The sequence below is a fragment of the Amycolatopsis palatopharyngis genome, from assembly GCF_003385185.1.
Classification (GTDB): Bacteria; Actinomycetota; Actinomycetes; order Mycobacteriales; family Pseudonocardiaceae; genus Amycolatopsis; species Amycolatopsis palatopharyngis.
Map to the genome: position 1 here is coordinate 1 of NZ_PQHZ01000009.1, position 10,603 is coordinate 10,603.

Here is a 10,603-nt window from a genome sequence, read left to right on the forward strand (position 1 = left end):
CCCCGTTCACAGCACTTGTCGCCCCGCCCCCTCGCGGCACTGGGAGTTCCCCAATGTGGCATTGGGGACGTTCAAGTTCCCTAAAGCCACATTGGGGAACTTCAGCGCACCGTGCGGACGCGGGTGATCAGCAGGCCCGCGGCGAGGGTGACGACTGCGGAGGCGGCGTAGAGGCTGCGGTAGCCGCCGAGGTGCGCCAGTACCAGTGTGGCGACGAGTGGCGCGATGACCTGCGGCAGCGAGTTCGAGATGTTGACGATCCCCAGATCCTTGGCCCTGGCCGTCGCGGCCGGGAGCACCTGGGTGAGCAGCGCGAGCCCGACCGACGCGTAGACGCCGAAGCCGAGCCCGAGTGTCAGCGCGGCGAGCATCGTCACCGCCCACGTCTGCCAGATCACCAGCAGGACCGACGCACCGCCCATCAGCAGGACCGCGATGACCACGTACGGCTTGCGGCGGCCGGAACGGTCCGACAGCGCACCCGTGACCACGGCGCCCACCAGGACGGCGCCCGCGTACAAACTCATCGCGATCAGCAGGCCCGCGTCCGGGTCGGGCAGCCGCACCACGTCGGTCAGAAAGAACAGCAGATACATCACACCGAGCGCGTTGCCGACCTGAACGCAGAAGTGGCCTGCCCAGGCCCAGGCGAAGTCGGGATGCCGCCGGGGTGAGACCCAGATCCCGCGTAAGCCTGCCCCGAACGACTCGGCGGCGGCATCGGTGGGCGGCAGGACGGTGTCCGGGGTACGGGCGGCGAACAGCAGTGCGCCGAGGATCACCGCGACACCGCAGGCGAGGTAGCCGCCGCCGATGCCCACGATCAGCGTGGTGATCACGACAGTCCCCGCGAGGGTGCCGACAATCTGGGTTATGCCGACGATCCCGGCCACCCGCGCGCGCTGCAGCACCGGAACCCGGTCGGGCAGTGCCGCGGTGAGCGCCGCGAGTGTCGCGTTCAGTCCCGCCTGCACCAGGCACCAGCCCAGTGTCATCACCACGACATCGCCCGCGTTCGCCAGTACGACGAACCCCATGGACCCGGCCAGTGCACCGCCGACTGTCCATGGATGACGACGGCCGAACCGTGAGGTGGTGCGATCCGAGGCCATCCCGGCGAGCGGGGTCACCACGGCGGCCACCACCGCTCCGACGCCGGTGACCGCACCGAACACCAGCTCCTTGTCCCCCGCGTCGAGCAGCGCGGCCTGCTTTGGCAGCAGCACCTGGATGGGCGTGATCAACGCGAACCACAGTCCGACGTTGGCCAGGAAGAGCAGGCAGGTCCAGCTGGAGCGCACAGGGGACACCGGCTCGGCGTGGGGATCGGTGACCGGCAGGGCCGCGGGATCAGCCATCGTCGCGCACCAGGCGCTGGTACCACCCGAAGGAGTCCTTCGGCGTGCGCCGCTGTGTCGCGTAGTCGACGTGAACCAGACCGAAGCGTGGGGCGTACCCCTTCGACCATTCGAAGTTGTCCATCAGGGACCAGACGAAGTATCCCCGCACGTCCACGCCGTCGTCCATGGCGAAGCGTAGCGCTCGCAGATGGCCGGAGAGGAATTCGACACGGTCCGGGTCGTGCACGTGACCGTCCTCCGCGACCTCGTCGTCGGCGCTGCAGCCGTTCTCGGTGATGTAGATCGGCGGGAGGGCGCCGGCGTATCGCTCGTGCATCGAGAGCAGGAGTTCGTGCAGGGCATGCGGCACGACTGGCGAGTCGTTCGTGGTCAGTGGGTAGCCCTCGACCGGGCGCAGTTCGAACGGTAACGGGTTTCCCGGCCCCGGAGCGGCGACCCGTTGCGGCTCATAGTAGTTCACGCCGTAGAAGTCGAGTTCCTCGCGAATCACCGGTAGATCTTCGGCGTACCCATCCGGCAGGTGCTGCTCCATTTCGGACGGATATGTCCCGAGCAACACAGGATCGGCGTAGAGCCGGTTGATCAATGCGTCCAGCCAGATCGCGGCGGCTTTGTCATCATCGCCTTCGCTGGCCGTCCACACCGGACTGTGATTGTTCGCCGTACCGATGCCGCTCGCTCCGGTGGCCCGCAACGCTCGAACGGCGAGGCCGTGCGCGAGGTTCTGGTGGTGCGCCGTGGGAATCGCGTCGAGCAACAACGTCTTCCCCAGCGCATACTCGCCGATGGCGTAGCCGTAGATCGACATCACCATCGGTTCGTTGAGCGGGATCCACATCCGCACCCGGTCACCGAAGCGCTCGCCCAGAATCGACGCGTACTCGGCGAACCGCTCGGCGGTGTCCCGGACGAGCCAGCCGCCGGCGTCCTCGACGGCCTGTGGAGTGTCCCAGTGGTACAGCGTGGCAACGGGAGCGATATCCGCGTCGCAGATCGCGTCGAGCAACCGGTCGTAGAAGGCGAGGCCCTCAGCGTTCGGCGCACCCTTGCCTTCCGGTTGAATTCTCGGCCAGGCGAAGGACATCCGGTAGGCGCCGACACCGAGTTCCGCGAGCAGCGCGACGTCCTCCGGGTAGCGGTGATAGTGGTCGGCGGCGATGTCCGCGTGCTCGCCACGGGCGATTCTGCCGGGAGTGGCGGCGAAGGTGTCCCAGATCGAGGGACCGCGACCGCCCTCCCCGGTCGCCCCTTCGATCTGGAATGCCGACGTTGAGACGCCCCAGAGAAATTCACGCGGGAAGGTCGATCTGTCCACGGGCTGCACACCTCTCGCCGGACGTACCCGTTAATGTGAAAAGTATTCACATGCTAGTCGTTCCCTCGACCGGGGGAAAGTGAACGGACGCGCTAAAGTCGCTGATCACGCGACCGGCAACAGCGAAAGTAGAGCCCGCCTTGTCCGACACTCAGGCCGCGAAGTCCGCGGGATCCGCTGATGGAACCCCGCTTCGCAGGCAACCCGTCCAGCAGCGCAGCGCGCAGCGCGTCGAACGCATGCTCGACGCGAGCGCCGAACTGATCGAGGAAGTCGGGTACGACGCACTCACCACCACCCTCATCGCCAAGCGGGCGGGAGTCGCCGTCGGGTCGCTCTACCAGTTCTTTCCGGACAAACGCGCCGTTGTGCAGGCCCTGACGCAGCGCAACCTGGAAAAATTCATGAGCGCGGTGCGCGAGCGACTGACCGGAGTGGATCACCAGCACTGGTGGGACCTGGTGGACTCGCTGCTCGACATCTACCTGCGGATGCACCGGGAGGTGCCGGGGTTCTCCAAGGTCCACTTCGGCGACGCCGTCGACGTGCGCCTGCTCGACGACCGGCGAGACAACAACAACGTGGTGGCCGATTCGCTGACCGGGCTGCTCACCGCCAATCTCAACCTGCCGGAGGACCAGCTCGCGCTGCCGATCGCCGTGGCCGTGGAAACCGCGGACGGCCTGCTCAACCTCGCGTTCCGTCGCTCTCCCGACGGTGACGAGGCTGTCGTCGCCGAGACGAAATACCTGATCAAGGGATATCTGGCCAGCCGGCTTGGCGAGTAAGCAGGCCTGCGAAGTGCTAGGCCATTAGCCGTCTGACCGCAAGCGAGAAAGCGATCATGCTCCGTGCCTCGACGTCGTCCTCGTCCTGGCAGAACGCGCGGAACAGCGAACAGACGCTGGCCAGAGTCAGCCGAAGTTGCGGCCTTCGCCCCGGTAGGTCGGCACCGATCGGTCGACGTGCTGGTCGCGCACGAGGTGGTACTCGTCGAACCGCTCGGCCAGCTCACCGGCTTTCGCGTGGCGCAACCACACCCGGTCGCCCACCCGCAGCGAGTCGGCCGCAGCGCCGGTGACCGGCGTCTGCACCTCCCCCGCACCCTCGACGCCGAGAAGGGTGAGACCTTCCGGCAGATACGGGCGCGGCAACCGGGAGGTGCTCGCCGGGCCGGAGGCGATGTATCCCCCCGCATACAGGGTCGCGATGCCCTTACCGGGCTTACGCACGACCGGCAACGCGAACAACGTCGCGGGTCTCGGGTGGAACCGCGAGTAGCCGTCGAACAGCGTCGGCCCCATCAATCCCGAGCCCGCGGCGATCTCGGTGACCGCGGGGTCCGCTCCGGTGGTCTCGATGCTGCCGGTACCGCCACCGTTGACGAACTCCAAATCCGCGACCGCCCGTACCGCGCGCACGACGGCGCCTCTGCGGCGCGCGAGTTCCGCGGCGGAGCGGCGCTGCATCCAGCGGATGAGCGCACCGCGCTCGCGTGCGTCGGGAACACCGGCGATCTGACCCTCGTAAGCCATCACGCCCACCAGCCGGAAACCCTGCCGCGCCCGCACTTCCCGCGCCAGCCGGACCGCTTGGCGTGGGGTGAAGACCGGCGAGCGGCGAGTGCCCACGTGCAGTCCGGGCAATGGCCGCCAGGAAGCGTCGAGTTCGAGGCAGACCCGGATTTCCGGGCGTCCTGGCCCGACCGCGGCGGCCACGAGGTCGAGGTGCTCGACGGAGTCCACCATGATCGTGATCGTCTGCCTGGCCCGGTCGTCCGACACCAGTTCACGTAGCGCCGAATGATCCGCGGTTGGATAGGCGACCACGATGTCGTCGCTGGTACCAAGCCCGGCCAGCCAGAGTGCCTCGCGCAGTGAATAGCACATCAGCCCGGCGAAACCCGGGCGCCGCAGCACCCGCTCCAACAGGAACCGGCACCGGACGGACTTGCTGACGACCCGTATCGGCTTTCCGTCGGCCCGACGCAGCAGATCGTCGGCGTTCGCGTCGAACGCGGCCAGGTCGACCACGGCAAGCGGAGGATCGAGGTCCTTCGTCGCCATACCGTAGACACTGGTGTTCAGAGTGGACACATAACGACGGTACGACAATCAACCTTGAAACGCGAATCTGATTCACTTATCGTTCGGACACTCGGGCGCGGCGAACGGAACAGGTGGGCTGATGGCAGGGTGGACCAACTGGGCTAGAACCGCCCAAGCTTCGCCGACGCGGGTACACAAACCGCGCAACGTCGCGGAGATCGCTCGTGCCGTCGCCGACGCGGCCGTGGACGGCAGGCGTATCCGCGCACTCGGCAGCGGCCACTCGTTCTCCCCGATCGCCGTCGCCCACGACGACGCCATCGACCTCACTCAGTGGAGCGGCATCGTCTCGGCCGACGCCGGATCCGGCCTCGTCACCGTCCGTTCGGGCACCACGCTGCGCGCGTTGAACGCCGAACTCGACGCGCTGGGTCTCGCGATGACCAACCTCGGGGACATCGACGCGCAGACGATCTCGGGCGCGGTGTCCACCGGCACCCACGGCACCGGGGCGCGCCTCGGCGGGCTGGCCACCCAGATCGCCGCGTTGGAACTGGTGCTCGCCGACGGCAGCGTCGTGTCGTGCTCCGCCGGCCGTCGTCCCGAACTGTTCGCCGCGGCCAGGGTCGGACTCGGTGCGCTCGGGGTGATCAGCACAGTGACACTGCGCTGTGAACCGTCGTTCGTACTCGCCGCCCAGGAGCGTCCGGAACCGTTGGACGAGGTGCTCGCCGGTTTCGATGCGGCTGCCGAGGCCAACGATCACGTCGAGTTCTACTGGTTCCCCTACGGTCGCAACGCGCTGGTGAAACGCAACAACAGGGAGCCCGCCGGGACGGCGGCGAGGCCGCTGTCCGCCGTGCGCCGCTACTTCGACTACGAGATCGTGGAGAACCGCGCGTTCGGCGCACTGTGCGGGCTCGGCCGCACAGTGCCGAAACTGGTTCGCCCGTTGGGGAGACTGTCCTCCTCACTGCTTTCCGCGCGGCAGTACAGCGACGTGTCGCACCGGGTCTTCGTGACCCACCGCGCTGTGCGGTTCGTCGAGTCGGAGTTCGCCGTACCCCGCGAATCGCTGCATCACGTGCTCGGCGAGCTCCGGCGGGTGGTACCTGGACTGGAGAGTCCCGTCGCGTTTCCGGTCGAGGTGCGCGTGGCTGCCGCCGATGACATCTGGCTGTCGACCGCGTACGGCCGCGACTCCGCCTACATCGCCGTGCACCAGTTCGCCGGGATGCCCTATCGCGAGTACTTCGCGGCCTTCGCGGCGATTGCCGGCGAGGTCGGTGGCAGGCCGCACTGGGGCAAGATGCACGAACTCGGCGCCGAACAGCTGCGTGAGCGCTATCCGAGGTTCGAGGACTTCCGGCGGGTGCGGGCCGAGGTCGATCCGCACGGGGTCTTCACCAACGACTATCTGGATCGGGTGCTGGGAGCCGAATAGCGTCAGAGCCGGCTGAGCGCTTCCTCGATGGGCGTGTGGCCGCCGGTCAGTTCCAGGGTGCGGCGCACGGAGATGGACTCGTCCACCACCAGCTCGGCCAGTACCGCAGCGACGTCCTGTCGGCTGATCGCGCCTGCGGGAACGTCCTCGGCGAGGTGCACCACACCAGTTCCCGGATCGTCGGTGAGGCGTCCCGGCCGCAGGATGGTCCAGTCGAGGTCGCGTGCGCGCAGATCGTCCTCGGCGGCGGCCTTCGCCTTGAGGTAAATGGCGAAGGTTTCGTCCATCCCTTCCTGGTCCGCCCGGTCCAGGCCCATCGCACTCACCTGAAGGTGCCTGCGGACACCCGCCTGCTCGGCGAACTCGGCGAACAGCACCGCGGCAGCCCGGTCCACGGTCTCCTTGCGCGCGGTGCCACTGCCCGGCCCGGCACCCGCGGCGAATACGGCGACATCCGCTCCGGAGAGGACCTCGGCGACCGCCGAGACATCGGCGTTCTCCAGGTCGAGTACGGCGGGTTCGGCGCTGACCTCGCGCAGATCCGCCGACTGCTCCGGTTTCCGGATGATCCCGACGGCATCGTCCCCGTTCGCGGCGAGCAACTTCTCCAGTTGCAGCGCGATCTTTCCGTGGCCTCCGGCAATAACGACTCGCATGGCCGCCAGCCTAGATCAGTCGATCGCTGTGCACCGGACGGCGAACGAGGCCGCGGGATGGCTTGGACTCAGCTCTCGGTGGCGACGACGAGCTGGTCGTACACCAGCTCGTTCACCCAGCGGGAGACGGCGTCCTCGTCCAGCAGCAGCCGTTCGGTGCGCCCGCTGAGGTCGAGGTCGACGACGGCATCCTCGTCGGCCGTGACCACGGCCATGCCATAGGTACGGGCACGGGGAAGGCAGTTGTTGACGTAGTCCTGGGTCAGCACAGCCGAGGAGGGCAGGACCATCGCGGCCTCGCCGTAACGCGCGAACGGCACGGTGGCCGCCATCCCCGTCCGCCAGTGCCGGGCGACCGCGAGCACACCGACGATCTCGGCGGCGGCCGGCGCGGCGGTCGCGGCGAGTTCGGGCCAGGTCCAGGTGGAGACGGTGGCCCGGTCGGTCACCGGCTCGACGCCCATGGCGATCCGCTCGGCGTGTGCCTCCATCCGCAGCCGCGCGACCACGAACACTCGCCTGCCGAGAACGGTCATCGGCAGGACGGAACCGTCCCAGCCGAGCTGGGCGGCTGCTTCCACCGCGAGCTCGTCGACGCCCGCGGGAAGTTCGACGGGAGGCAGAACCCGACTCGCCAGCGAATGCGTTCCCTTGGTGCCGCCGTTTACCGCGGTCTGCCCGGGTGTTGTCGCCACGAGGTCCGCCTCCTTCTGTCGCGCCGCCATCAACGTCGTGCCTCCCGAAAGGGGCACATGACTTGACTACCAGTCAGAAAGAGGCAGGTCTGCGGGTCACGAACGCACCTGCGATCGACGGCGCCGAACGGTCGGTGACCGGTCGGTGGGCGGTCATCGGACTTCAGCCCGACGGTGCGGCCGGACGGGTGAGGCAGGGCTGAACGGTCGGACGGTCAGTAGTCAGGCCAACAACGAGAGTCACCGTTCGGCCCTCCGCACGCCGAGCGAAGCGAGGCCGAGCAAAGCTAGCCTCCTGTGCCATGAGCCTGAAGCGGATGGCGCGGGACGAGCGGACGGAGTTCGCGGCGTTTCTCGCGACGCTTTCCCCCGAGCAGTGGGACACCCAGACCCTGTGCGCGGGCTGGCGGGTACGCGACGTCGTGGCCCACGTGATCAGCTACGACGAACTCGATGCCCGCGGCCTGGCCAGCCGCCTCGCAAAGGCACGGTTCAATCCGGACCGGGCCAATGCGGCCGGGCTGCCGGAGTACAACGTCCGACAGCCGGAAGAACTGGTGGCGCTGCTTGACGAGCACGCGGAGCCGCGGGGGCTGCCAGCCGCATTCGGCGGCATGATCGCCCTGGTCGACGCGCTGATCCATCAGCAGGACATCCGGCGTCCGCTGGGCATGCCGCGCGAGATTCCGGCCGAGCGACTCCTGCCCGCCCTGCGTTGCGCGCTGTTCGCGCCGGTCATTCGCGGCTTCTGGCGCGTCCGGGGAGTGCGGTTGGTCGCCACCGACCTCGACTGGGCCAGTGGGAAAGGCCCTGAGGTGCGCGGCAAGGCCGAGGCCCTGCTGATGGTCATCGCGGGACGCCGCGGTGTTACCGGGGAACTGTCCGGCCCGGGGCAGGCGAAACTGGCGGACCGGATCGACGGCTGACCGCCGTTTTGCATCGGTCGTTCCTAAACCGACCGCGAACGCATTGCCGTGCTGGCGGTGCTGGACATCGCGACCCTCATCCCGGAGTTCGTTCGACGCGGCGGGCACGTCTCGCCACAGGGTGAGCTGGACCGCAGCGCGTCCGCGCCCCCGGCGTTAAGGTGACCGCTGAGTAACTTGCCCGCAGCCATGGAGGCTCAATTGCGCTCGCCGAAGGACTTCTTCGCACCCCTGGCCGTGGGGGCCCCCGAACCGGTGCGCCAGATTCCGGCCCTGCCGTCGCGCATGATCCACTTCTTTGACCCGAGCAACGAGAAGATGGCCGCGAAGGCGCCGGACATCGCGAAGAAGGTCGACGTACTGCTCGGCAACCTGGAGGACGCGGTCCGCGCCGACCGCAAGGAGGCCGCGCGGAACGGTCTCGTGGAGATCGCCAAGGCCAACGACTTCGGGCAGACGCAGCTGTGGACGCGGATCAACAGCCTCGACTCGCCATGGGCACTGGACGACCTGATCACCCTGGTAACCGAGATCGGCGACAAGCTCGACGTGATCATGGTGCCGAAGGTGGAGGGCGCACAGGACATCCACTACGTCGACCGGCTGCTGGCCCAGCTGGAGGCGCGGGCCGGGCTGAGCAGGCCACTGCTCGTGCACGCGATCCTGGAAACCGCCAGCGGGGTGGCCAACGTCGAGGAGATCGCCGGGGCGAGCCCGCGCATGCAGGGCATCTCACTCGGGCCCGCCGACCTCGCCGCGAGCAGGCGGATGAAGACCACCCGAGTCGGCGGCGGGCACCCCGGATACCTGGTCCGCACCGATCCGACCGGTGAGGACCTCAACGCGGGGCGCACCACCTACCAGCAGGACCTGTGGCACTACACGGTCGCGCGGATGGTCGACGCCTGCGCGGCGAACGGGATCCTGCCCTACTACGGCCCGTTCGGCGACATCCGCGACGTGGTCGCCTGTGAGGACCAGTTCCGCAACGCCTTCCTGCTCGGCTGCGTCGGCGCGTGGAGCCTGCACCCCGCGCAGATCGACATCGCGAAGAAGGTGTTCTCGCCGGAGCCGTCCGAGGTGGCGTGGGCCCGCAGGGTCATCGCCGCGATGGGCGACGGCACGGGTGCGGTGATGATCGACGGCAAGATGCAGGACGACGCCTCCTTCAAGCAGTGCCAGGTGGTGGCCGAACTCGCCGACGCGCTGAGCGCTCGCGATCCCGAACTGGCCGAGGCCTACGACAAGGCGACCGAGGAGGCACTTGCCGGTGAGTGAGACACAGCTACGGCCCCGCCGCTCGGTGCTCTACATGCCCGGCGCCAACGAGCGCGCGCTGGAGAAGGCCAAGACGCTGCAGGCGGATTCGCTGATCCTCGATCTGGAGGACGCTGTCGCCCCGGACGCCAAGGCGGACGCACGGGAACGGGTGTGCGCGGCCGCCGCCTCCGGCGACTACGGGCAGCGTGAGGTGACGATCCGGGTCAACGGTCTGGACACCGAGTGGCACGACGCGGACCTGCGTGCGGCGGCCCAGGCCGGACCCGCGGCCGTGGTGGTGCCGAAGGTGAACTCGGCCCGCGAGGTGCGCGACATCGAGCGTGCGCTCGAACTCGGCGGCGCGCCGGAGCACACCAAGATCTGGGCGATGGTCGAGACGCCGGTCGCGATGCTGCACGCCGAGGAGATCGCGGCGGCGAGCGACCGGCTGACCGTGCTGGTGATGGGCACCAACGACCTGGCCAAGGAACTGCACGCGGAGTTCGTCCCGGGCAGGGCACCGCTGCTGGGCGGGCTTTCGCTGTGCCTGCTGGCCGCGCGCGCCACCGGCAAGGTGATCCTCGACGGCGTCTACAACGACGTGAAGGACCTCGAGGGGTTCGAGGCGGAGTGCCTGCAGGGCCGCCAGTTCGGCTTCGACGGCAAAACGCTGATCCACCCAGGGCAGCTCGAACCGTGCAACCGCGTGTTCGCGCCGTCCGAGGCCGAGATCGAGTGGTCGCGCAAGGTCATCGAGGCGTTCGAGCAGGCCGGGGCCGAGGGCAGGGGCGTGGTCACGGTGGACGGCAGGATGATCGAGAACCTGCATGTCGACAACGCCCGTCGCATTCTCGCGATGGCCGAGGCGATCAACGCGTCCGCGCAGGCCTGAGCACGC

The 10,603-nt window shown here is 68.4% G+C and carries 10 protein-coding genes; 5 read left to right on the plus strand and 5 right to left on the minus strand.

Annotated features, from left to right (window positions below; genetic code table 11):
• Positions 1 to 101: 101 nt before the first annotated feature.
• The gene (locus D0C15_RS09015) at positions 102 to 1,358 is read right to left on the minus strand and encodes an MFS transporter (protein WP_116042829.1); all 1,257 of its coding nucleotides are present in this window, start codon (positions 1,356 to 1,358) and stop codon (positions 102 to 104) included.
• Positions 1,351 to 2,676: a GH1 family beta-glucosidase gene (locus tag D0C15_RS09020; RefSeq protein ID WP_116042831.1), complete on the minus strand. Its 1,326-nt coding sequence runs from the start codon at positions 2,674 to 2,676 to the stop codon at positions 1,351 to 1,353. Before D0C15_RS09020 ends, D0C15_RS09015 begins: the two co-directional genes overlap by 8 nt.
• 140 nt (positions 2,677 to 2,816) lie before the next feature.
• Between D0C15_RS09020 and D0C15_RS09025 the strand changes: the two genes are divergently transcribed.
• Positions 2,817 to 3,464, plus strand: a complete 648-nt coding sequence (locus tag D0C15_RS09025; RefSeq protein WP_245975660.1) for a TetR/AcrR family transcriptional regulator — start codon at positions 2,817 to 2,819, stop codon at positions 3,462 to 3,464.
• Between the two features lie 126 nt (positions 3,465 to 3,590).
• Here D0C15_RS09025 and D0C15_RS09035 read toward each other — a convergent pair whose 3' ends face one another.
• Positions 3,591 to 4,742, minus strand: coding sequence for an amino acid deaminase/aldolase (locus D0C15_RS09035; protein ID WP_116043173.1), 1,152 nt, complete (start codon positions 4,740 to 4,742; stop codon positions 3,591 to 3,593).
• Between the two features lie 121 nt (positions 4,743 to 4,863).
• Between D0C15_RS09035 and D0C15_RS09040 the strand changes: the two genes are divergently transcribed.
• Entirely contained in the window at positions 4,864 to 6,168 is a 1,305-nt protein-coding gene (locus D0C15_RS09040; RefSeq protein WP_116042834.1) for a D-arabinono-1,4-lactone oxidase, read from the plus strand.
• A 2-nt stretch (positions 6,169 to 6,170) separates the two neighbouring features.
• Here the strand turns inward: D0C15_RS09040 and D0C15_RS09045 are convergent, their stop codons facing one another.
• Both D0C15_RS09045 and D0C15_RS09050 read right to left on the minus strand, forming a co-directional pair.
• Positions 6,171 to 6,824: an SDR family oxidoreductase gene (locus D0C15_RS09045; protein WP_116042836.1), complete on the minus strand. Its 654-nt coding sequence runs from the start codon at positions 6,822 to 6,824 to the stop codon at positions 6,171 to 6,173.
• Between the two features lie 68 nt (positions 6,825 to 6,892).
• Positions 6,893 to 7,519: a hypothetical protein gene (locus D0C15_RS09050; RefSeq protein WP_425455372.1), complete on the minus strand. Its 627-nt coding sequence runs from the start codon at positions 7,517 to 7,519 to the stop codon at positions 6,893 to 6,895.
• A gap of 302 nt (positions 7,520 to 7,821) precedes the next feature.
• Here D0C15_RS09050 and D0C15_RS09055 point away from each other — a divergent pair, with 302 nt between their 5' ends.
• The 3 genes from D0C15_RS09055 (at position 7,822) to D0C15_RS09065 (ending at position 10,597) form a co-directional block, all read left to right on the plus strand.
• Positions 7,822 to 8,445: a maleylpyruvate isomerase family mycothiol-dependent enzyme gene (locus tag D0C15_RS09055; RefSeq protein WP_116042840.1), complete on the plus strand. Its 624-nt coding sequence runs from the start codon at positions 7,822 to 7,824 to the stop codon at positions 8,443 to 8,445.
• Positions 8,446 to 8,646: 201 nt separating this feature from the next.
• Positions 8,647 to 9,723: an HpcH/HpaI aldolase/citrate lyase family protein gene (locus D0C15_RS09060; protein WP_116043175.1), complete on the plus strand. Its 1,077-nt coding sequence runs from the start codon at positions 8,647 to 8,649 to the stop codon at positions 9,721 to 9,723.
• Positions 9,716 to 10,597 (plus strand): HpcH/HpaI aldolase/citrate lyase family protein, encoded by an 882-nt coding sequence (locus D0C15_RS09065; protein WP_281270676.1) that lies wholly within the window; start codon positions 9,716 to 9,718, stop codon positions 10,595 to 10,597. The genes D0C15_RS09060 and D0C15_RS09065 overlap by 8 nt, the downstream gene beginning before the upstream one ends.
• Positions 10,598 to 10,603: the final 6 nt, after the last annotated feature.